Origin of the sequence: Saccharibacillus sp. JS10 (assembly GCF_024436065.1) — a bacterium.
Classification (GTDB): domain Bacteria; phylum Bacillota; class Bacilli; order Paenibacillales; family Paenibacillaceae; genus Saccharibacillus.
On sequence record NZ_JANFNS010000002.1, the window covers coordinates 255,212 to 276,928 of the forward strand.

The window sequence follows — 21,717 nt, forward strand, 5'->3', positions numbered from 1 at the left end:
CGTTATTTCAACTAAACGGATTACACTTGAAAACGCTGGATGACTTGATTCAGTTCAACCGCCAGACTTTTCAACTCTTGCGACAAACCGGATACTTCTTGCATCAGCGCCAATTGTTCTTCCGAAGAAGAACGTGCTTTGTTCGCATTGGTCGAAGTGTTCGAAGCGACCGAACCGAGTTGGGTCAGCGAAGCGGCAATTTGATCGCTGCTTGCGGACATTTGCTCCGAAGCTGCCGAGACTTCGTATACTTGTCCCGATACTTGCTGAATCGCCGACACGATCTGGCGGAAAGTAGCGGCTGCGACATCGGAGGTCTCGGCGCCTTTTTTTGCCACATCGACCGATTCTTCAATCGAAGCGACGGCTTGCTCCGTATGTCCCAAAATACCTTGCAAAATGACGTCGATCTGATCAGACGACTCTTTTGAACGTCCAGCAAGCTTATGGATTTCTTGCGCGACGACCGCAAAGCCTTTGCCCGATTCTCCGGCTCTTGCCGCTTCGATCGAAGCGTTAAGTGCAAGCAGATTCGTTTGTTCCGCGATCTCGCGGATAAAGGACATGATCCCTTGGATACTTGTGTTCAGCTGTTGCAACTCGTGAAGCACGGTAACGGTGCCTGACATGTTATGCTCGATTTTTTGCATCTGCTCAACCATCGTCACAATCTCAACTTCGCCTTTGCTTGCACGGTTTGTCGCATCGGAAGCGAGTTCCGCGACGACTTGTGTCGATTCCGCGATGCGGCGAATGCCGACTGCCATTTCGTTAATCGAAATTTGCGATTCGGTGGTCGCTTGTTGCTGCGCTTCAGCGCCTGACGAGACTTCCAACATCGACTCCGTAATTTCTTGCGAGGCTTCCGTTGTTTTTTCGGCGCTCATTTGAAGATCGGAAGCCGAGCGGGTAACATTCGTCGAAGTCGACTGAATGCCTTGAATCAATTGCTGCAAGCTACCGATCATGTGGTTGAATGCTTGAGCCGTATGCCCGATTTCATTATTGCTTTTGACCGCTAAATTCACGGTCAGATCGCCATCGGCAGCAAGTTTTGATACCGAAGCCAAATTTTGCAGAGGTTTCAGTACGATTCGAGCCAAAATAATAAGTGCGGTGATGAGAATAGCCGCGATTAACAAGCCGATACCGATACTGGATAAAAGCATGCTCATCTGGTCTTTTTTGACCGTTGCAGCATCCAGATCAAGCCCGAAGACTGCAAGAGGTTGCCCGCTATCGCTTTTGATCAATGCCAGATACGTTACCCATGTTCCGGCTGCATCGGTATACGTCCCTGTCATTGCCGATCCGTTTTGGAAAACTTGATCGTAAGTCGCTTGAACATTCTCGGGAATCACATATTCGACACCCGGAACCATTTCATATTCGTGAAGAGCTTGGTTGGCTTGAAGTTCTTTTAACACTTTATTGCCGTCTTTTTCGACAATATCGGTATTGAACAAATAAGCGTTCGCAACGGATGCCGTACCGACCATCGCATCCAATTGAGTCTTCAGCAAGTCCAGTTCGCTCGAAGTCGGCGCATCGCTTTGCTTCAATTGTTCAAGCGATTTTTCGATCGTACTTACGTTTAATTTAAGCTGACCGGTCATCGCGATCCCGACTTGTTCAATTTGTTTGTAGTAGTCTTTTTGGCTTTGCTTGTAATTAAGGAAACTCATGGTGACGATCAAAGCGAGCAAGATGATTGCCATCAATGCTGAAGTGTTAAAAATTAAGCTTCTGTTCCGCAGGTATTTTGGCATAAGAGTGTGCTCCTTTTTATTGTGCATCATATAATGTCATATATCGGTTGCTTATGTATATTCGGTTAGCAGATAAATTCGGCGACTCAACTAAATTTTCCGTATACAAAAAAGAGCCTTCGCAGGCTCTTTTGGCGGTATGACTATTGTTTTTTCAAAACTGTAGGCTCTGACAAATTGCCGCTGTAATCTTCCATCACCACTTCAACTTCATCGGCAGTGGAGACGAAGCTTAAACTTGCTTTCGTGGTGCGCCCACGGATGATGCGATCACGTTCGCCCACATTATACGTGGTAGGGAAAGAACGCAATTTGCCGTCTTCGTACACGTACAGATAACGCCAGTCGCGCGTATTAGGCATCGGCAATTGAAGCGTATTGCCGTTCCATGACCACTGTTCGGCATAAGGCTCGGCAATCTTATCGACAAAAGTACCGGAGATCGAGACCGGAGTCAAGCTGTCTTTTTTTACCGTAACGATATACTCGTCGCCGTTGACCGGCATATTTTCGAAGATCGCTTTCGTTTGACCGTGCGGAATAATGAGCGTCTCATTGATAGGCTGCTGCGTAGTCGTCCAATTTACCGACCGGACGTTCACGGTTGTATCGCCTTTGACGCTGCGGGGAACGCTCCATTGTACCGTCAATTTGTTTTGTTCATCGCTGGTTGCACGCAGTTGCCGCGGCGCTGTATTCAAATTGAATGGAAGCTCTGCCGCTTGGCTTTCCGTACCGTCTGCTCCGACCGCTTTGAGCTTGATCACGCCGGATTTTGCCGGAAGGTTTTTGATATAGAAGGTTTCGTCGTATTTGCCGCCGACAAACGTATCGTTGATATATAGATTATACATCTGCACATCGTCGTAATTTTGGCTTTGGTTCCAATTGACGATCATTTCGTTGCTTTCCGGGTATACCGCTTCGATCGCAAGCCCGGTCGGAGCAGCAGGAGCCGCTTGAACGCTATCGAATAGACGCAATTCCCCAATATTCATGCGGTAATCGGCAATGGTGCTGTTTCCCGGATCGAACACCAGACCGAATGCGGCAATATCGCGACCTGCATAAGCACTCAAGTCTACTTCGGACGTGTTCCAACCTTGGGTTTTGCTTCCGCTACCCGGCACTTCGACTTGGATCACGTCATCCGGTGCGTCTGCGAAAATCAGACCGATGCTCATGCTTGAATTGTCGCTTTTGACCGTCTTGTTATACGTTACGGAAAGCTTGGATGTAGCCGCGACAGCCAGATCTGTTTTATACAAGCGTAAAAAAGTCTCTGCATCGAGTTTCCCGCGCAATGCAAGCGAACTTCCGCCTTCATACGCGCCGATCAGCGGGTGATCGAATCTTGTGCCGGTCTCGTATTGACGTCCGTAATCGAAAGTTACGTCAAGAGGAGTCCCCGACGTTTCTTGCCACCACTGCCAACTCGGTAAAATATTTTGCAAACTCATATTCGACCATTCTTCATCGTTGGATACTTTGCCATCGACATAATAATCTAAGCCATGCCCGGTATTAAAGTTGGTGTAAAACGTATCTCCGCCGACCACCGAACGTTCCGCGACGACAGACGCGATCCCTTCAAAATACCGATTGTCCGCGTATACGTCAGAAGCTGTATTTTGCGTAGCTAATGTCGTATTTGCCGGATTCAGATTCGGACCCGACCACCATAAGCGTTCGCGAATATCGGTCATCCATTGGGAGTCGTTTTCGTTGCGTTTGCGGCTTGGGTAGCTCTGGTTCATATCTTCATCCAGCCCGGCATGGACAAAATCGGCGCCGAGCGTCGCCAGACTGGTACGCATATTTCCTTCGGAGTCGAGCTTATTGTTCAGCGCCGAACCTTGTACGTTTTTGAAACGATCCCGTCCGGCTTCCAGCCCCGCATATCCATGTTCAAACAAATTGAAATCCGTACCGTACTTGGCATTCCAATTGCTCAAGAAAGCTTGCGCGGCATCGATCTGGCTTTTGCCCATTCCGTAATCGAAAAAGAACGAATCCGACACTTGTTGCCCGTCCTCGGTATCATGCAAAAACATTATATTATTGTCTCGGAACGTTCGCGCGAACGTATTGGAACCTGTGTCGGTATTGAGCGAATCGTACCATTGAATATAAAGACCTGCTTGTTTAAGCGTTTTCACAAATTCTTGGTAATCGGGAATATCGGCGACTTGGACGTTAGGCTGCAATTCTTCCTGATTGACAAAATAACCATCGTATCCGAAATATTCTGCCATCTCAATCAACTTTTCAGCGACGGGGAAATTGCCGTTTTCGTCCTTGACGATCATTTGTTTATACGTCTGTTGACCGCGATCGTTATTGGAGAAAAAGATGCCGGCAATCGATAATACGCCGTTTTTGTGCGCCGCATCGGTGTAAGTAGGGTTAGGAATATTGAGCATACCGAATTCGAACCATTTTTGTTGCCAATCTTTTTGCGCTAATTCGTCATAATATTGAGGTGGGGTGTAGGCGGTTGCGGTGCCATGCCAATACGAATAATAATCGGTATACTGCCAAAAGTTGAAATGGTATTGCGCGAATTTATTGGTATAAGGTGCATTTTCGATAAACGCGTTTCCGTAATCGCCCGCGACGTTCATCATCTGTACATCAGGGCTGATAGACGGGTTCGCCTGCGTGGCTGCAAAAGGAGCGATGCGAGGTTGAAGCGGCACACGCGAACGCAAAAGTTCGGAATCCCGGTCGCGTTCTGGCGTCCAGTCTAAAATATGCCCGCTCGTATAGCCGTGTACGCTAGGTTGATTGAGTCCCTGAGCGTTATCGCCGGTGAACGGCCAAGTATCTCCGGCTTGCGCTTGCAGCGGTAATGCGGTTAAAGTCAAAGAAACAGCGAGTACGGCAGTAGCGGCTTGGCGTGTAAACGTGAACTTTCTTGAAGATTTGATCTTTTTTCGAGAACTCATAACATGCCTCCGTTTCGATAAGTGGTGAACGACTTCTCTACTACGCTATAGGATGTAAGCCTTTACAAAAAGAGGAGAAACTAAAGATTGAAGGGTCAAACTAAAGAAAAAGCCTATCCGGTTAACGGATAGACTGATTAGGTTTATTTTTATTTGCCGAATGTGCGGGAGTGCTTGCCGTCGTCTAACTTCAACAAGAATCCATTATTCGAAAGTGTTGTATATCCGCTTCCCGTAACTTGAGTATCGTTTTTTGCCATTTTGATGATCTCAGGCGTTGGAACTTCGAAAGTTGGCGAATGGTACATCGCTTCACGCGGAGCCATAGTGACGGAACCGAGCGAGAAATTAATCTCTTGGCGACCTTCGCCGCTGCCTAAAATCATCGTACCTTGTTGTTCCAGAGTTAATTCGCGATTACTACGGTTGCTCAGCACAATCGAACAAGTCCCTGTCATATTTTCCGCATCATATTGGTACGTACAGTTCGTCTGGTCTTGCACTAAATTAACTGCGTACACATTGCCCGGAATCACCATTTGGTAGCCGGCAAGTACCGCTTTGCCGATCATCGGGGACAACCAGATCAACGCGATACTGAGAATTAGACGGTAACGGTTCAACGATTCCCAAATTAGAAATAATGTCCATAAAGCGAATCCTAGAAAAATTAGGCCGGGGTATGTAAATTGTCCGCCGCCCGGTAACGGAATTGAGGTTGGGATTCGCAAAGCTCGTATCGCTTCTTCATAAAGAGGTCGTGAACCCGGATATTGAATCGAAATCAAAATAAGAACGATTGTCATAATTGCGGCAAGTCGGAACTTTTTTTTGTCGCGAATCCAAGGTTTTTTTCCGGAATAATAATCGGTTGAAGTTGGGTTATACATGGATCAAATCTCCTTTTTACTATAATTCATACATTCTAATCTCTATAAGTTAAACGTTTCGGATCGAAAAAGGTTACACTTAAATTATAAATCGGGTAATAAGAAAGACAGCAGGAGAAGAAGTGAAAGAAAAAGAGCGGGGGGATTTTCGATGATTATACGTGAAACCAAAAACGCATTTGTTCTTGTCAAACAACACGATCATGCGAAGCTGTCAGGAGAACTTGCGGCACATTTTCAAGATCGTTTTTTTATGATGGAAAGAGTCGAAGAATCGCCCGGGATGCCTGAAGTAACGAAAGAGTCGATCGTATTTGGCGTGACCGAGCATGACCGCGGCTGGATTCGTCCCGACGACACGCCGATCTGGGACGATCATCTGCATGCGCCTTATTCGTTTAACGAATATCCGCTGCTGCCTAAAGTCACTTTTTATCAAATGGGCATCGACGAATTGGAGCAAATGCATCCATATGCCGCACTCCTCAGCAGTCTGTATTACAGTGTGTTCGAAGATTTGCAGACATCCGAGCGCGACGATTGCGTAGCGTTTATCCATAACGAAGAAGAACGCCAGCAGCGTATCAGTCAAAAATATACCGGAGTGCAGCAAGAGACGCTTGTACTGCATCGCCAGATTTTACAGACTTGCGACGGCTTATCGCTGTACGTCTGTCTCAATGCACCGGGCATCTCTAAAGACGAGGAACATGAATGGTTCAAAGACGGCGTGCCGGGCTCCGAGCCTTTCGGCGGCGGCGGGTTAGTCCAACTGAACTGGATCGACGAGAAGACGGTCAAAGCCGATCCTTCGCCGTTCGACGGTGAGTTCGTGACGACCCTTCGCGAGAAGCAGGTGTCGAAAGACCGGATCAAGGAGGTCGGAATTGCTCAAGCCTATGAGGAAACCGAGTGGACAGAGCAGGAGATTCGGTTTGTGTGAATGCACTATAGTGAAAGAGCTGTTCCTCATGAGGAACAGCTCTTTTTTATAAAAACTCCAACCTAACTAGAAGAGAGAAGACGGAGAGAGAAATTCAGTGAAGGTAAAGCATTTCGAAGAAATGCACTTCGGAAGCATATGCTGTTAGCGTTCGCCTTTGTGATGAAGATTTTCCGGTCATACACCGTCAAATTTGTATCGTTAATCGGGAAAACTCAAATAAAAATTTCAATCCATTTTCCCGATTTCAACACGCGACCGAAACGAATTTCTCTTGGAGTCTTCTCTCTTCCACCACACACACTAACTCTCGTCCGTTAACCAAGTATCTCCCCAGCTTCTTTCAGAGTCCCCATCGCTTAATATAAGACGGAAGTCGCCGTTTTTCAAAAGATTGTCTATACCAGAGTTCTCGTCGCTGGAGAAACCATCAGGTGCAGGTATCGTAAAATCTCGCTGGATCATCGACACTTCGCGGCTAGGGAAAAACATCGGATCAAGCTTCGTATCGACATAGAACTCTCTAATCGATCCGCCTTTGTAATAAATGCGAAGCGAAGCATCGGCTTGTAGATCTTCGCGGCTATAATTTTTGGCAATGATATTACATTCGCCAGTCATTTGGTCATTGTTCCAAGAGACATTGCACCACGATTGTTCAGTGTTCAGATCAACGGCGTACAAAGGCGAAGGAAAGATTGCCAAGTATATCATCAAAATCGCTTTTCGCAGCACGAGAACCGACACCACAACCGCAGCGTATATGACAATCCGATAACGTTTAAGAGAAGTTAGACATAAATAAGTCAGAGCGATCACGCCGAAGATCATAATGTAGCTTATATAATGGAATCTGCCACCGCTCGGAAACTCGAAAAAGATCGGTATGTTCAGGCGAAGCAATCCTTCATCGAACAAAGAACGAGTTCCCGGATAGGGGAGTGAGATCAGACCTAAAATTAACGCACCAATTATACTGATCACAAATCGTTTTTTGTTACTGATCCACGAATGGGGTTTGTTTTTCGCAAAAGCCTTCAATCAATCCCTCCGTTCCAAAATCTCTTTTTCAGAATGAATTGTCTGATCTTCTTCGGAATCTGTCTGATACAAAGCCAACGCTTTCCTCGCCGTTTCCCGCATCCGGTGTTTCAAATAATCCCCTTCCACCACACGTACACGTTTGCCAAGAAATCGGAGCTTTGTCAGAACGAATTGGCTTTCGCTAAACGTAAATGTCAGATGAATCCGGTACGTTCGACGTTCTTCGTCGTACTCCACCCGTTTATCGAAACAAGAAAAAGCATGGAGAATCCGCGTCAATTCAGGATTGAAGATTGGAAGGACCTCTACGGTGGCTTCATGTCTTGGAGCTTGAAGCAACTTTTGAGCGCGGTGCATCTGTTGGTCGTAATCTTCTTGCGAAACAGATGCAGCTTCCAGCGAAACGATATGGATCAATCGCGTATGGAGCAGCGAACGTGTCTGAGAATTATACCAATACAGATACCATTCACGCTTTACCATCGAATATTCCAGTTTGCACGGAATACCCGGCTGAGGATCGTTAAGTTTGCCTTTTTTCGTGCGACATTGAATGGTCATGCTTTGATGCTGACGCATAAGTTCGCGAATTGTAGGAAGCCACGGCTGAAAAACTTGAGTTTCGCGGCTGCCTGCTTTTTGCTCCAGTCGATCCAGTATATTCGGCATTTCTTCGTCGATCGTACATTCTTGCAGCTTGTCGATCGTCTCTGGCTGTAACGCTTCTTGCGCGGCAGGATGCTCCAACATCGATTTAAGCCAAGCTCGTTCTTGCGACGTCAGCGCGTATACGCCGGTTTCTTGAAGCCGCGACGATAACTGATAATTGAATATTTTTTCAAAAAGATGACTCATAGTAAGCTTCGATCTCCTTCCATTCGTCAATAAACGATTGCCGCAGATCGGGAGGGGATAATACTTCGCAGCTTGATCCAAAACTCCGTAACCACGGACGAATCTCTGTCACGCCGTTAACCTGAATTTCATAGATAAAAAAGTCGTCGTTACTTTCAACGATCTCTCCCCATTGCCCTTGCAGTTGAACGCGGTTTTTTATAAAGTCGGCTTGTTTTTTCGGACGATAAAATTTGGCGCGTACCGTAACGGTCTCGCCTGTATCGATCAGCCAACTATAACGCATCTGTTCGTCTAATTTACTGAGCTTATTTTCGAATTCAGCTTCGTCCGTATCTTGTTCTTCCGCAATATCGACGATGCCTTCCATCCGAAATTGGACAAAACGGCCTTTGCCCGCTTCGCCGATTAGATACCATCTGCCATATTGATGATCGTAGACGACTTTGAGCGGAAGCAGCTGCTGGCGGCGAGGTTGCGAATCTTGAACGAACAGCGGATTGGTTTCTTTGGCGGCATAGCTTTTACGTTTTTTAGGCGAAAAATATTGAAAAGAAATCTGTTTGCGCAAATGGATACTCCGCAGCAACGTGTACAGATGTGCTTCGTCCAAAATCCGTGCGTCAAAATGATATTTATACGAAAAAGGTTCTAGCCATTGTTCGTCCCATTCTTCTTTCGGCGTCGCGGATTTTAGCGCTTTTTTGAGATTGTCGCGAAGCAAATAACCTTGCACCGAAGGAATTTGCGTATTCGCCATAATGTCGACAAACTCATATAAATCCATCAATTCACGTTGCGATAAGCAATCGGTCAGTTGATTATTGAGGTTGTATTTAACCGGGCGCTGCGTAGATTCGCGGCTGACGACGCCGATGTCTTCCAAGTACCGCAAATCGGAACGAATCGTTTTTTCGTCGGGCATAGCGGCATCTAAAAGCAACTCTTCACTGCATAGCTCTAGCAGTTCGGCAACTGTCTGCGGGCTATTTTTGAGCGCAGTCAAAATCAGCGGTAGACGACGACTTTCCGATTCTTTCATCGATTTAGCACGGTATAGGAAAAGCAGAACGGGTTCGGCGGAATCGGCATAGCCGTAGCGGAACAAATCCGCAAAATCGGCGTCGCCGCTAACTTCTCGCAACCGTCGAACCGTTTTATCAAAAGTATGTACGGAGATGCCAAGACGTCCCGCAAATTGCTTGCGATCGTAACCGCCTCCGGTCAAAGCCAGCAATCTGAGAAATTGGATTTCTTTATCGAAGCTTTCTTTAGCCATATGGAATTCCTCGCCTTCTATTGTTTTCTATTGTATAGAGTATGAGAAGAATTGTAAAAATCTTAAAGATTAAGTATCTAAAATCAAGGTGGAAAATGTCCAAATAATGGTCGTTGACAAAAATTGAAGCGTTTTATAAAGTAGCAAATGAAGATGATAATCATTATCGCCTGTAGGCAAAAGGAGTACATATTATGTTTAAATCTTACCGCAAAGCAGCCGTGCTGTTTGGAGGTATTTTACTTTTGATTGCTTTGGCGGGTTGCAGCGGGAACGGGACGAATTCGACTTCTGCCGATCAAGCCGTTCAAGATGCCGCGTCCGCGAAAACGGTCACGATGTCTTGGCCGAGAGATATCGGTACGATGAACCCGCATACGTATAATCCATCGCAGCTTTTTGCGCAATCTATGATTTACGATCCGCTCGTAAGCTACGGAAAAGACGGCAAGTTGGAACCCGCATTGGCGGAATCGTGGGATATTTCGAAAGACGGCAAAACCTATACGTTTAAGCTGCGCCCGAATGTGAAATTTTCCGATGGTAGCGATCTTAACGCAGAGGTTGTCAAAAAGAATTTCGATGCGGTGTTGAAGCACCGGGATACGCACGGATGGCTAGGCGTCGTCAAACTGATTGAAGATACAGAAGTGGTCGATGATCTGACATTCCGCTTGAAGCTGACAGAATCTTATTATCCGGTTCTGCAAGATTTGGCTTTGGTTCGTCCGTTTCGTTTTCTTGGCGAAGCCGGATTCCCGGATAACGGAGATACTGCCGAAGGCGTCAAAAAATCTGTAGGCACAGGTCCGTGGATGCTGGACGAATACAAACAAGACGAATATGCCACGTTTAAACGCAATCCGAATTATTGGGGAACGCCGCCCGCTATCGACAAAGTCGTGGTCAAGATCATTCCCGATGCAGAGACGCGCGTAGCCGCTTTTGAAAAAGGCGATTTGGATCTGATCTATGGCGAAGGCATGATGAGTCTGGACGCGTTCAAGCAACTTCAGGCTGACGACAAGTATGTTTCGAAATTGTCTGACCCAGTTGGAACGCGCAATCTGCTTCTGAATTCGTCGAATCCAAAATTAGCAGATATTCGAGTACGCACGGCTTTGCATCAAGGCTTTAATAAAAAAGCGATGGTGGAAGGCATTACGTCAGGGCTTGAAGAACCGGCAGATACGATTTTGTCTAAAAACTTCCCGTACACGAACGTTGATTTAAAGCCGGTTGTATATGATGTAGCAAAAGCTCAAGCGCTGCTGGATGAAGCTGGTTGGAAAATGCCGGCAGGAGGAACGGTACGCGAAAAAGACGGGCAGCCTTTGGAATTTGAATTGATTTTCGACAAAACCGATCCGATTCAAAAAGCAATGGGCGAAACCCTTCAAGCCGAATGGATGCCGCTCGGGGTCAAAGTCAATCTGACAGGGCTTGAATTGACGGTACAGATCAAACGCCTCAAAGCCAACGATTTCGATCTGTATTTCTGGACCAACTACGGAGCGCCTTACGATCCGCATTCTTTCGTCAATGTCGTAGCGAATCCGGGCTTTGGCATTTCCGAGACGCTGAGCGCAATTCCGATGAAAGCCGAACTCGACGACAAGATTCATCAAGTGCTGTCTTCGACGGACGAAGGGAAGCGCCAAGAGCTTTACCGTTCTATTTTAGAAACGTTGCAGGACCAGTCTGCGATCGTACCGATTTCTTATTTGAAACGAACAGCAGTCTATCAGCCTAAAATTACCGAATTGCTGTTCCCGGGGAACCGCGATGAAAATCCGTTTGTCGGAATAAAGACGCAGACGCCTTAACAGCTAGAGACGGCATCGTTTTTCAAGGAGGAACTTCAAGTGATCGTCTATATTGCAAAACGGATGATCGCAATCATTCCGATACTTTTTGTCGCTACGCTTGTCACATTCGCACTGGTGCATATTTCTCCGGTCGATCCGGCGGAAGCTTATCTGACTGCTGCTCATATCTATCCGACGCCGGAAGTGTTAGAGCAAAAAAGAAAAGAGTTCGGGCTGGATCGTCCGCTGCATGTGCAATATTTGGATACGTTAAAACGAATGGTTCAGCTTGATTTTGGAACATCGTATTTAACGAACAAGCCCGTATGGGATGAAGTGAAAAGTAAATTGCCGGCGACGCTTGAGCTTGCGGTATGGAGCATCTTGTTTTCGGCTCTGGTCAGTATTCCGCTTGGCGTCGCGTCTGCGGTATACCGAAATAGTTGGATTGATTGGCTCAGTCGCGGCATTTCGTATTTCGGCGCTTCGATTCCGCAATTTTGGTTGGGGTATCTGCTTATTTTCTTTTTCTCCGTCAAGCTGGATTTGTTGCCTGTCGAAGGGCGGGGAGATTGGCAAAACGTGATCTTGCCGACGCTTACGCTTTCGGTTGTCCTGATTGCGGTATATACGCGGATGCTGCGAACGAGCGTGCTTGAACAACTTCAAGAATCGTACGTCGAATATGCGAAAGCCAGAGGGCTGCGGGAACGCTCGATTACGTTGAAGCATGTGCTGAAAATCGCGATTGCTCCTCTGATTACAGGAATGGGCATGAGCATGGGCAAGCTACTGACGGGAACGATTATTGTGGAACAAGTTTTTTCATGGCCGGGATTTGGACGTTATTTCGTTGAAGCGATCTTTAATCGGGATATTCCTGTTATTCAATGCTATATCTTTTTTGCGGCTTGCCTGTTCGTGATTTGTAACTTGGTTGTGGATCTGATTCAAACGGCGATCGATCCGAGGATTTTAGTAAAAGGACGGTCAAATCCATGATGAAGAAGATTCGTCAGAATACAAACGGAAGCTCATTGATCGTAGTGTGTTTGGTGCTGCTAAGTCTTTTTTTCTTAATCGCGCTACTCGCTCCGTGGATTGCTCCGTATGATCCGGTCAAAGTCGATTTGTTAAACAAATTAGCCGATCCCTCTACCCAGCACTGGCTCGGAACCGATCATCTGGGGCGGGATAACTTGTCTCGTCTGATCTACGGCGCTCGGATTTCGCTTGGATTCGCGGTATTGATTTTTCTTTCGGCACTACTGATCGGCGTGCTGGTCGGTTGTATATCAGGATACGCCGGAGGGTGGCTAGATACTGTACTGATGCGGATGTGTGACGGGATCATGGCTTTTCCGAATCTGATTCTCGTGTTGGGGATTGTCGGGATTTTCGGTCCGGGGCTGATGCAAATCTTGCTTGCGCTTATGTTAGTGCAGTGGGTCTACTACGCGCGAATTTGCCGGAATATGGTGATCTCGCTGAAAGAACGTTCGTTTATCGCCGCGGCTAAAATCAGCGGTTCATCTTCTTGGGCGATCATTCGCAGACATATTATTCCCAATGTTCAGCATCCGATTGTAGTGATCGGAACGCTTGAGATGGGATGGGCGATCATGGATATTTCGGCATTGTCGTTTCTAGGTTTAGGAATTCAACCGCCCAATGCGGAATGGGGTTCTATGATTCATGAAGGAACCGCCTATATTCGAAGCCAACCTGAACTGATGATCTATCCGGGCGTACTGATTATGCTCGTTGTGATTTTATTCAATTTGCTAGGAGAAGCTTTATCCGAACGGTATGGAGTGAGCAAGCGTGAGCTTTAGAATAGAGAGGAGAAAAAAGGATGATGACCGATTCCGTGCTTGAAGTATGCAATCTAAATATACACTGCCCAAAACCAAAAGGATCTTGTGACAAGCAGCGGGGTCTTTCTTTACTTGCTTCTGTCAATCTTGAGCTTAAACGCGGCAAAGTCCTCGGCTTGGTTGGCGAGAGCGGCAGTGGGAAATCGTTGACATGCGGAGCTATTCTTCAAATGCTTCAAGACCGAGGTTTGGATACGCAAGGAAGCATCAAGTTACATGGACAAGAGTTAAACGGGCTTCGCGGCGAAAAAATGCGACGTATTCGAGGGAAAGATATTGGTTATATCATGCAAAATCCAATGAATGCGTTCACGCCTGTGTATAGTATCGGTTCTCAATTTATCGAGACGTTGCGCAGCCATTTTAAGATATCGAAAAAAGAAGCAAAGATACAAGCGCATCAAGCTCTTGAAGAAATGAACTTACATCATCCGGATCAAGTGATGAAAAGTTATCCGCACGAACTCAGCGGAGGAATGCTTCAACGCGTGATGATCGCGATCTCGATGTGTCTGCGTCCTTCGATACTGATTGCCGACGAGCCGACCACGGCGCTGGATGCGGTTAACCAAATTAAGGTGCTTCGGGAATTGGAGCGGTTGAAGACGGAATGTGGGACATCCGTGCTTCTCGTCTCGCATGATCTCGGCGTGATCGCCCAGGCAGCGGACGAAGTCGCGGTAATGAGAAAAGGCGAGATCGTCGAATATGCCGATGTACACGAATTATTCGATAATCCTCGGCATGAATACACGCGGATGCTGCTGCAAGCCAGACCCGGCATCGGACAGGGTGCCTGATATGCTTCAGGTTCGGGAAGTCGGTTATCGCTACGGTCATCGTCGAAATTGGCTGAGACCGCGAAAAGAAAATTCATTCGTGCTGAATCAAGTCACTTTCGAGCTGAATCATAGCTCTTGTCTGAGTATTCTCGGAACAAGCGGCGCAGGGAAAAGCACGCTGGGGCGGGTGGTGCTGGGTCTGCAAAAGCCCCATCAAGGGCAAGTTTTGTTCGAGGGGCAAGATCTGTATGCAGCAAGCGGTCGGTTCCGCAAAAACCTGCGCCGGGATATACAGGTCGTATTTCAGGATTGTTATTCTTCTGTGAATCCGCTGATGACCGCAGATCAGATTATCGGCGAGCCGCTTCGTAATTACGAACGGCTATCGGCGCGGGAATTGAAGCGAAAGACCGGCGAGCTGTTAGAAAAAGTCGGTCTGTCCGTAGAGGACGGAAACAAAAGACCGGATCAATTCAGCGGCGGGCAGCTGCAACGGATCAATATTGCCCGCGCTATCGCGCTTCGTCCCAAACTGATCGTGCTCGACGAGCCGGTCAGTAGCTTGGATCGGGTACATCAGTCTTTGATTTTGGATTTGCTCGCCGAATTGAAAGCTTCGCTAGGTGTCTCGTACCTGTTCATCACGCACGATATTCAAGCCGCGATGACATTATGCGACCGCGTCGCTGTCATGGATCGGGGAGAGATCGTTCATCTGTCGGACTCGCCGGCTTCGCTATGGAATTCCCAGCAGACGGCAGTTAAGAATTTGATCGAATCTGTGCTGCCCGATCATCCGGGTGATCGTCTTACGTTATTTTGATTCTGGATTGCCTTCCTCTTCATTAGAGGAAGGTTTTTTGTTTTTTACGGAAACGATGATGATACCCTTGATAGGCGAAGTCTATCAGGCGATTTTGTTGGTCGCCATACTTACGCCCTGTTCCATGCTTTCGCATCATGCGAATATAGACACAGGCAAAGGGAAACGCCAAGGCGAAGCAGCCGAAAGCGAATCTCCTCGATTGTCCGAGGCGCCAGAGAGGGTTACTTCGACTTCTAATCGGCAGGTCGCCGGTTCGAATCCGGCTTCCGTCATCATGAGGCGGAATAGCTCAGTGGATAGAGCAGCAACGTACCTTCTCAACTTTTTTCCTCGGATAATTGTTTTATTACTGAATAAAAGGTTTACGTTCGTCTGAAACGAACACGCTTGAGATGCGATTCAGACATTCATTTACATATAAAAAAGGAGGCCGCCGATATGAGCCGAGCCGTTCAACGTTTCATCCCCACCATGCACAACCAAGAAGGATACCGCGCCAACCGGCGCAGCGTCGAAGAAGAATATCTTCAGATGTTGCTCACCAACACTTTGGGTCGTACATTCTATGCCAATGCGAACGAGCTGCTTGCTCAGGCGGCGGAAACCCATGAGATGATCGCCGAGCTGAACCCGGAATTTATGGCGCGGGCGCTAGTGTTCGCTCGTAAGCAAGGGTTTATGCGCTTGCAGCCGATCTACGGTCTGGCGGTATTATCGAAAGCCCGCCCCGACTTATTCGCTAAAGTTTTCGCGAAAGTGGTGTTGATCCCGTCCGATCTTGCCGATTTTCTGACGATTCTCAAAAGCCAAGGTCGTGGACAAGGCGGTCGCGCCGTTAAGCGGCAAGTTGCGAACTTCTTGCGCGGAACGACCGAATATTGGGCGATCAAATACGGCGGACGAGGACGCGGATACAATCTGGGCGACGCTGTCGCTACAGCGCATCCGGTTCCGGTCGACGAGCGTCAGCAGGCATTATTCCGCTATCTGCGCGGTCATGAGACAAGCCTTGCGCAGCTGCCGCAGATTGCCGCTATCGAGCAGCTTAAAAAAGCGAGCAAAGACAAAGAAAAAATCCGTCTGATCCGCGAAGGCAAATTGCCTTACGAAGCGGTTACGGGCGCGATCGCGACAGACAAAAAAATCTGGGAAGCGCTACTTTACCAGATGCCGATGTTTGCGCTACTGCGCCATCTAAACACGTTCGAACGCGAAGGGTTGTTTGAAAAACCACAGCATCTGCGTTATGTAATCGAACGTCTGACAGACGCCGAAGCGCTGCGCAAAAGCAAGATTTTGCCGATGCGTTTCGCAACGGCATACGATCAGGTGAAGCGCGCCGCTCTGAAAGAAGCATTGGCAGAAGCGGTCGAGCTGACATTTGCTAGTCTGCCGGAATTGCCGGGTCGCACAGCGATTCTGCTCGATATCTCCGGTTCGATGGAAGGCGAATATCTACGTACCGGTTCCGTGTTCGCGCTGGCGCTGCATAAGAAAACGGCGGGCAATTCCGTATTCCTGCTGTTCGACAACCAAGTACACGATCCTAAGCCGTCGAAGACGGCGAGCATCATGGGTCAAGCAGCGCGAATCAAAGCCAGAGGCGGAACCGATACCGGTCTGCCGGTACGTTATCTGACCGAACTGCGCGAGAACGTCGACCAAATCATTATGATCACGGACGAGCAGCAAAATCAGGGCAGCCCTTTTTATCGAGAGCTTCGCAATTATCGTCGTAAAATCAATCGTAACGCGCAGGCATTTATCGTCGATCTGGCTCCGTATCGCGGTTCGATGGTTCCGGTAGAAGACGAGAATACCTATTACGTGTACGGTTGGAGCGATCAAGTGTTGCCTTATATTTCGGCAGCTGCGCGAGGATTCGGACCAATGAGCGAACGCGTGACGAAGATCGATTTGGAACGCATGGGTAATGAACAATAAGCGATGATGGCGGTGGATGCGCGCAAGAAGCAAACGCCGCTTTTAGATCAAGAAAGGGATGGATAGCTATGAGTTATGCAACAGTCGGAGATGTACGCGTATGGGGCAAAGTGGACGAAAGTGCATGGAAACAAGCACAGACTTGTTCGGAGCACGGGAATGTGGTGCAAGCTCTGCTAATGGCGGATCATCATAAAGGATACAGCCAGCCGATCGGCGGCGTGATTGCCTATGACAGACAAATTTCGCCAAGCGGCGTAGGATACGATATTGCTTGCGGAAACAAAGCGGTTCGGACGAACTTGTCGATTGACGACGTAAAACCACAGATTCAGAAGATCATGAACGAGATTGCGCGAAACGTGGAGTTTGGCGTCGGACGAGTGAATCAACAGCCGGTCGATCACGACATGTTCGATGATCCGGATTGGTCGGTATTTCGCCACATACATCCCAAAGTACACGATACATTGAAAAAGCTGGCTCGTCAGCAATTGGGCACGGTCGGTAGCGGCAACCATTACGTCGATATTTTCGAAGAACAATCGACAGGAAAAGTATGGATCGGGAACCATTTCGGAAGTCGCGGTTTTGGACACAAAACGGCAAGCGGATTTCTGAATTTGGCGGCAGGACGCGATTTTCTTGCCAAAGCACCTGGTGAAAGTATGGATCAACCGCCGGTGTTGCTGGATCTGGACAGCGAACTGGGGGATCTGTATTACCGGGCGATGAAGCTTGCCGGACGTTATGCGTATGCAGGGCGTGATTATGTCATCGACCAAGTATTAAGTATTTTAGGCGCGACAAGTGACTTTGAAGTACACAACCATCATAACTTTGCGTGGAAAGAACAGCATGGCGGAAAAGAATGTATCGTCGTGCGCAAAGGAGCGACGCCTTCGGCGCCGGGGCAGCTCGGATTTATCGGCGGAAGCATGGCAGATATTTCGGTTATCGTACGCGGAAAAGACACAGCCGAAAACGAAGAATCTTTTTACAGTACCGTACACGGAGCAGGGCGTATTATGAGCCGAACGCAAGCCGCAGGCAAAATGAACTGGAAAAAGCGGATACGGATCGGCGGCGAAATTTCCGAAGAACGTATGATGAACGCGGTGAAGCAGTTCGATGTGGAGTTAAGAGGAGCGGGAACCGACGAAAGCCCATTCGTATATCGACAGCTGCAAGAAGTATTGGATGCTCATTCGAACACGATTGACGTCTTGCATGTGTTAAAACCGATCGGTGTCGCGATGGCGGGCGCCAACGAACATGATCCGTACAAAGATTAACCGGTATAAAGAAACAGCTTTGGCGAAACGGCCGGAGCTGTTTTTGCGTTTAATAAAAGGGGAAAGAAAGAGGTTATTCCGATCAAGGAGTGAATCCGTAGAAAGCAGGCGATAGGATGAAAAATCAATCGAATACTCATGCAAACGGCGATCGCGCCGAACAAGATAAAAAGGTAAGCCGATTAATGTCCAAAATGTTGCGGCACGCTCCCGAAGATTTCGGGTTGAAACTTGATCCGCAAGATGGGTCGTGTTCATTAAACGAAGTATTGAAAGCTATTCGAGGACGAACCGGATACGAAGAAACAACGGAAGAAGACATTAGAGGTATCGTGCGACGTTCGGACAAGCAGCGTTATGAATTGATCGAACCGCAACAGCAAGAGGGATATGAGGGTGAAAAAAGAACCGATACACGGATTCGTGCGCGTTATGGGCATAGCTTCGCGAAAGTGACGTATCCGCAAGGTATTCCTCCAAAAGTGTTGTATCACGGCACGGCGCGTCATGCGCTATCTTCGATCCAAGAACACGGGTTATTGCCGATGGGAAGAGAGTATGTGCATTTATCGGCTGAGACTTCTTTTGCCGCGCTGGCGGGTCGGCGCAAAGGCAAGCTGATGATGCTGCATATTGACTCGGTTGCGGCGATGGAAGCCGGTGTAACTTTTTACGATGCAGGGAGCGGTGTATGGTTAGCCGAGCGTGTTCCATCCCATGTATTGTCGCTGGATGAACAGTATGATCAGACATAGTTTTCGAAAAACCGAAGTCCTTCCAGACCTTTCTATGTTAAAATAAAGGAGAGTAAAGGTAATATGAAGGGGATGAAATAAGTTATGCGTAAACTGGTATTTTTCGTAGGGGGAGCCGGCAGTGGCAAAACAACCATCGCCAAAGGCATTACGATCAAAGAACATCCGGTTTTTTTGGATATGGATACAGCATCGCGTCCGGCGAGCGAAAAGATTATGGAACTGATGGGTCATGACCCGCACGACCGTGATTCCGCGGCTTACAAATTACTTTGCCGAGACTTGGGTTATCGCTTGACGATGGATTCGGCTTTGGAAAACCTGGAATTGGGTTCAGATGTTTTTGTCGTTGGACCTTTCACCAGTGAAATCCGTAATCCGAATTGGATCCATGAAGAACTGGCGAAGATCGGTGCGACGGTAGAAGATGTTGAAGTGAAAGTGATTTACGTTTATCTGGAAGATATGACTCAGTACAAAAAGCGTATCCAAGAACGCGGGCATAAAGCCGATGATTGGAAGCTGGCGAACTGGGAAGAGTTTTTACTGCGTATGCAGCGTACCGAAGTACAATGGCAATTACCGGATCGTTCGGTATTGTATTTCGATAATTCGCAAGGGACGTTGGAAGAAAATATCATCAGCGTCGAGCATTTTATCTATGGCGATCAGGAATCAAAAGAAAGCGAAATTCCTGTACAACTCGGTGAAGCTTGATTGCGAACTTTTTTTAAATAACAGTATATCGAAAAACCCTCAGCTCTTAGGTTGCGTCGTAGAGTTGAGGGTTTTTGCGTAGTATTAATCTTCTTTTTCCTGATTATATAAGCGGCTTTTCGGCTGATCTTGCTGAATTTCGCTAGATAAGCGCCGGAAGCGTCTGACGTTCATGATAAAGGTATAGGTACGCAGTGCCGCTAAGAGCAAAGGGAGTAAGATCCCAAGTGGTGTGAATAAATCGAAGTAAAAAATAGCGACAATCGCCAAAATCACGAATACAACGTCGAAAAACATTTTTTGCTGTAACCGAACTTGAAGTTTACGACGATCCATCGCGGCGCTCCTTCGACGTCTGCTTAACGGCAGATTCAATTTTTTCAAGATAGCTCATCAATTGATCTTCGCCCAAAATCTGAATACGGCTGCCTCCGGCTGCTAGTTTTTCCGCTAAAGTTATTTTGCTGCTGGAAAAGCTGCCGGATTGGTACTTGGCATAATCACTTCGTCCTACGAATAAATAATCTGTTTTCCAGTCTACGGCATTGCCGCATAAAGCGCCTAGATCGGTGGCTTGACGCTCCGCTTCTGTACGCTTGATGCTGCTGAGCCTTCCGCTGAATACGATCTTTTTTCCGTAAAGGGGATGGTTCGGATCGGCATCGCGATTAGGTAGAAGTACAGCCGGCTGTTGGGAGCGGATCGTTTTCTTTTTTTTCGTCGCTGCTGAAGCAAACGTCACATGATCGCCGCTTTGAAAAATTTGACCGATGCGGTAGCCGTAATGATCGGAAAGTGAGTCGCATCCTTGAATATCCGCTTCTTGGGAGCAGCGCAGCATGATTTTCGCCGAAGTCCGCGCATCTTCAATCGCATCGTGATGCTTGAAATCGCTAAGTCCCAATTGTTTGGCAACGGTGTTTAACTTATGATTCGGCATCGTAGGCCAGATTTTTCGAGAAAGCAAAAAGGAACACATATATTGAATATGCGGAAGTTCCAGCCCGTGCTGCTCCGCGCTACTTCTCAGTACACTCATATCGAAAGACGCATTGTGCGCCACAAGTACACGACCTTCAATACGGCGCTGCATTTCACTCCAAATATCGGCAAAAGACGGCGCATTTTCCACTTGATCCGGCGTAATGCCGTGCACTGCGATACAAAAATAATCGAAGTCGTCATACGGATTGACTAAGGTATAATATTCGTCCACGATTTTACCGCCGCGTACATCAACTAGCCCTACCGCACAGACGCTTGTACGTTTGGAATTGGCGGTCTCGAAATCGATCGCGACAAAATCCATAACTTCACTCCTTTCTTCTATCGTTAACTGCCGATAAACGGACAGCGGTGGATATATTCATCTTCCTCGATCTGATTCACTAAAAAACGTGCGACGTCTCCATTATAGATACGATTGCCTGGCATTTTATCTAGATTGGCTTTGATGCTACAGCCGCCTTGACCTTCTTTGACGACGGGAAGACGTACCAATGTCCATTCGATTGCGCTGGCTTGAAGCACTTTGAGTTCTTCCAAGCGATCTTGGGCAAATTGAGGATGCAGCGAGCGGAGCATCCGGGACATCACGCGGCCGCCGATTGACTTATGATCGCCTTGTAACTTCAAAGACAATCCGGTGACGCCAATATAACGTTTGATATCCGCGCGTTCCATTTCTTCGAGGACTTGCCGGGTGACTTTGCTATATAAAGGTTCTTCTTGCGGGGGACGTCCGAATGTATTGATGACTGCCGAACATCCTTGCATCAGATCGCGGAGCGAGTCGAATCGCAGTGCATCGCCTTCCACGATTGAAAGCTGGGCCGCCATTTCCGGTGGCAATTGCATACTTCGCACGCTGCGTGCCAACATGCGCACCTGGTAACCTTTTTGCAAAGCGTAACTCACGACATAACGGCCTACGCTACCGGTTCCCCCGATCACGGCAATAAGCTTGGATTGATTCATGTAACCCT

General features: G+C 47.6%; 19 protein-coding genes. 10 read left to right on the forward strand and 9 right to left on the reverse strand.

Annotated elements, in window-relative coordinates; translation table 11 throughout:
* Positions 1-20 precede the first annotated feature (20 nt).
* From NOM90_RS06615 to NOM90_RS06625, 3 genes are all read right to left on the reverse strand, one after another.
* The gene (locus NOM90_RS06615; protein ID WP_255940836.1) at positions 21-1,769 is read right to left on the reverse strand and encodes a methyl-accepting chemotaxis protein; all 1,749 of its coding nucleotides are present in this window, start codon (positions 1,767-1,769) and stop codon (positions 21-23) included.
* A 143-nt stretch (positions 1,770-1,912) separates the two neighbouring features.
* On the reverse strand, positions 1,913-4,717 hold the full coding sequence (locus NOM90_RS06620; protein WP_255940838.1) for an endo-beta-N-acetylglucosaminidase: 2,805 nt from the start codon (positions 4,715-4,717) through the stop codon (positions 1,913-1,915).
* Between the two features lie 149 nt (positions 4,718-4,866).
* Complete coding sequence (locus NOM90_RS06625; RefSeq protein WP_255940839.1) at positions 4,867-5,607, reverse strand: hypothetical protein; 741 nt, start codon at positions 5,605-5,607, stop codon at positions 4,867-4,869.
* 151 nt (positions 5,608-5,758) lie between these two features.
* Between NOM90_RS06625 and NOM90_RS06630 the strand changes: the two genes are divergently transcribed.
* A complete protein-coding gene (locus NOM90_RS06630; protein ID WP_255940841.1) occupies positions 5,759-6,550 on the forward strand; it encodes a DUF3891 family protein in 792 nt (263 codons plus the stop codon).
* A gap of 303 nt (positions 6,551-6,853) precedes the next feature.
* Here NOM90_RS06630 and NOM90_RS06635 read toward each other — a convergent pair whose 3' ends face one another.
* The 3 genes from NOM90_RS06635 to NOM90_RS06645 are packed head-to-tail and all read right to left on the reverse strand — an operon-like array spanning position 6,854 to position 9,728.
* Entirely contained in the window at positions 6,854-7,591 is a 738-nt protein-coding gene (locus NOM90_RS06635; RefSeq protein ID WP_255940843.1) for a hypothetical protein, read from the reverse strand.
* A complete protein-coding gene (locus tag NOM90_RS06640; RefSeq protein WP_255940844.1) occupies positions 7,592-8,449 on the reverse strand; it encodes a WYL domain-containing protein in 858 nt (285 codons plus the stop codon).
* Entirely contained in the window at positions 8,433-9,728 is a 1,296-nt protein-coding gene (locus NOM90_RS06645) for a WYL domain-containing protein (protein ID WP_255940845.1), read from the reverse strand. The genes NOM90_RS06640 and NOM90_RS06645 overlap by 17 nt, the downstream gene beginning before the upstream one ends.
* A 194-nt stretch (positions 9,729-9,922) precedes the next feature.
* On the opposite strand from NOM90_RS06645, the gene nikA reads away from it, so the two are divergent.
* The 9 genes from nikA to NOM90_RS06690 all read left to right on the forward strand — a co-directional run bounded on the left by nikA (position 9,923) and on the right by NOM90_RS06690 (position 19,732).
* Positions 9,923-11,554, forward strand: coding sequence for a nickel ABC transporter substrate-binding protein (gene nikA, locus NOM90_RS06650; RefSeq protein ID WP_255940847.1), 1,632 nt, complete (start codon positions 9,923-9,925; stop codon positions 11,552-11,554).
* A 39-nt stretch (positions 11,555-11,593) separates the two neighbouring features.
* On the forward strand, positions 11,594-12,538 hold the full coding sequence (gene nikB, locus NOM90_RS06655; RefSeq protein ID WP_255940849.1) for a nickel ABC transporter permease: 945 nt from the start codon (positions 11,594-11,596) through the stop codon (positions 12,536-12,538).
* Positions 12,535-13,371: a nickel ABC transporter permease subunit NikC gene (nikC, locus tag NOM90_RS06660; protein WP_255940851.1), complete on the forward strand. Its 837-nt coding sequence runs from the start codon at positions 12,535-12,537 to the stop codon at positions 13,369-13,371. Before nikB ends, nikC begins: the two co-directional genes overlap by 4 nt.
* A gap of 20 nt (positions 13,372-13,391) precedes the next feature.
* Complete coding sequence (locus NOM90_RS06665) at positions 13,392-14,213, forward strand: ABC transporter ATP-binding protein (protein WP_370866577.1); 822 nt, start codon at positions 13,392-13,394, stop codon at positions 14,211-14,213.
* A 1-nt stretch (position 14,214) separates the two neighbouring features.
* Positions 14,215-15,018: an ATP-binding cassette domain-containing protein gene (locus tag NOM90_RS06670; RefSeq protein WP_255940852.1), complete on the forward strand. Its 804-nt coding sequence runs from the start codon at positions 14,215-14,217 to the stop codon at positions 15,016-15,018.
* A 441-nt stretch (positions 15,019-15,459) separates the two neighbouring features.
* Positions 15,460-16,965: a TROVE domain-containing protein gene (locus NOM90_RS06675; protein WP_255940853.1), complete on the forward strand. Its 1,506-nt coding sequence runs from the start codon at positions 15,460-15,462 to the stop codon at positions 16,963-16,965.
* A gap of 68 nt (positions 16,966-17,033) precedes the next feature.
* Positions 17,034-18,260 (forward strand): RtcB family protein, encoded by a 1,227-nt coding sequence (locus NOM90_RS06680; protein WP_255940854.1) that lies wholly within the window; start codon positions 17,034-17,036, stop codon positions 18,258-18,260.
* 116 nt (positions 18,261-18,376) lie between these two features.
* The gene (locus NOM90_RS06685) at positions 18,377-19,015 is read left to right on the forward strand and encodes an RNA 2'-phosphotransferase (protein WP_255940855.1); all 639 of its coding nucleotides are present in this window, start codon (positions 18,377-18,379) and stop codon (positions 19,013-19,015) included.
* Positions 19,016-19,099: 84 nt separating this feature from the next.
* The gene (locus NOM90_RS06690; RefSeq protein ID WP_255940856.1) at positions 19,100-19,732 is read left to right on the forward strand and encodes a P-loop nucleotide/nucleoside kinase family protein; all 633 of its coding nucleotides are present in this window, start codon (positions 19,100-19,102) and stop codon (positions 19,730-19,732) included.
* A gap of 84 nt (positions 19,733-19,816) precedes the next feature.
* Here NOM90_RS06690 and NOM90_RS06695 read toward each other — a convergent pair whose 3' ends face one another.
* The 3 genes from NOM90_RS06695 to NOM90_RS06705 are packed head-to-tail and all read right to left on the reverse strand — an operon-like array spanning position 19,817 to position 21,709.
* On the reverse strand, positions 19,817-20,068 hold the full coding sequence (locus NOM90_RS06695; RefSeq protein ID WP_255940857.1) for a hypothetical protein: 252 nt from the start codon (positions 20,066-20,068) through the stop codon (positions 19,817-19,819).
* Positions 20,055-21,041: an exonuclease domain-containing protein gene (locus tag NOM90_RS06700; RefSeq protein ID WP_255940858.1), complete on the reverse strand. Its 987-nt coding sequence runs from the start codon at positions 21,039-21,041 to the stop codon at positions 20,055-20,057. Before NOM90_RS06700 ends, NOM90_RS06695 begins: the two co-directional genes overlap by 14 nt.
* A gap of 23 nt (positions 21,042-21,064) precedes the next feature.
* Positions 21,065-21,709 (reverse strand): NAD(P)-dependent oxidoreductase, encoded by a 645-nt coding sequence (locus tag NOM90_RS06705; RefSeq protein ID WP_255940859.1) that lies wholly within the window; start codon positions 21,707-21,709, stop codon positions 21,065-21,067.
* Between the last annotated feature and the right edge of the window lie 8 nt (positions 21,710-21,717).

Excerpts from the sequence above, each read along its gene's own strand:
- NOM90_RS06615 (WP_255940836.1), bottom strand. The coding sequence starts at position 1,769 with ATGCCAAAATACCTGCGGAACAGAAGCTTAATTTTTAACACTTCAGCA.
- NOM90_RS06620 (WP_255940838.1), bottom strand. The coding sequence starts at position 4,717 with ATGAGTTCTCGAAAAAAGATCAAATCTTCAAGAAAGTTCACGTTTACA.
- NOM90_RS06625 (WP_255940839.1), bottom strand. The coding sequence starts at position 5,607 with ATGTATAACCCAACTTCAACCGATTATTATTCCGGAAAAAAACCTTGG.
- NOM90_RS06630 (WP_255940841.1), top strand. The coding sequence starts at position 5,759 with ATGATTATACGTGAAACCAAAAACGCATTTGTTCTTGTCAAACAACAC.
- NOM90_RS06640 (WP_255940844.1), bottom strand. The coding sequence starts at position 8,449 with ATGAGTCATCTTTTTGAAAAAATATTCAATTATCAGTTATCGTCGCGG.
- NOM90_RS06645 (WP_255940845.1), bottom strand. The coding sequence starts at position 9,728 with ATGGCTAAAGAAAGCTTCGATAAAGAAATCCAATTTCTCAGATTGCTG.
- nikA (WP_255940847.1), top strand. The coding sequence starts at position 9,923 with ATGTTTAAATCTTACCGCAAAGCAGCCGTGCTGTTTGGAGGTATTTTA.
- nikC (WP_255940851.1), top strand. The coding sequence starts at position 12,535 with ATGATGAAGAAGATTCGTCAGAATACAAACGGAAGCTCATTGATCGTA.
- NOM90_RS06665 (WP_370866577.1), top strand. The coding sequence starts at position 13,392 with ATGATGACCGATTCCGTGCTTGAAGTATGCAATCTAAATATACACTGC.
- NOM90_RS06670 (WP_255940852.1), top strand. The coding sequence starts at position 14,215 with ATGCTTCAGGTTCGGGAAGTCGGTTATCGCTACGGTCATCGTCGAAAT.
- NOM90_RS06675 (WP_255940853.1), top strand. The coding sequence starts at position 15,460 with ATGAGCCGAGCCGTTCAACGTTTCATCCCCACCATGCACAACCAAGAA.
- NOM90_RS06680 (WP_255940854.1), top strand. The coding sequence starts at position 17,034 with ATGAGTTATGCAACAGTCGGAGATGTACGCGTATGGGGCAAAGTGGAC.
- NOM90_RS06685 (WP_255940855.1), top strand. The coding sequence starts at position 18,377 with ATGAAAAATCAATCGAATACTCATGCAAACGGCGATCGCGCCGAACAA.
- NOM90_RS06690 (WP_255940856.1), top strand. The coding sequence starts at position 19,100 with ATGCGTAAACTGGTATTTTTCGTAGGGGGAGCCGGCAGTGGCAAAACA.
- NOM90_RS06695 (WP_255940857.1), bottom strand. The coding sequence starts at position 20,068 with ATGGATCGTCGTAAACTTCAAGTTCGGTTACAGCAAAAAATGTTTTTC.
- NOM90_RS06700 (WP_255940858.1), bottom strand. The coding sequence starts at position 21,041 with ATGGATTTTGTCGCGATCGATTTCGAGACCGCCAATTCCAAACGTACA.
- NOM90_RS06705 (WP_255940859.1), bottom strand. The coding sequence starts at position 21,709 with ATGAATCAATCCAAGCTTATTGCCGTGATCGGGGGAACCGGTAGCGTA.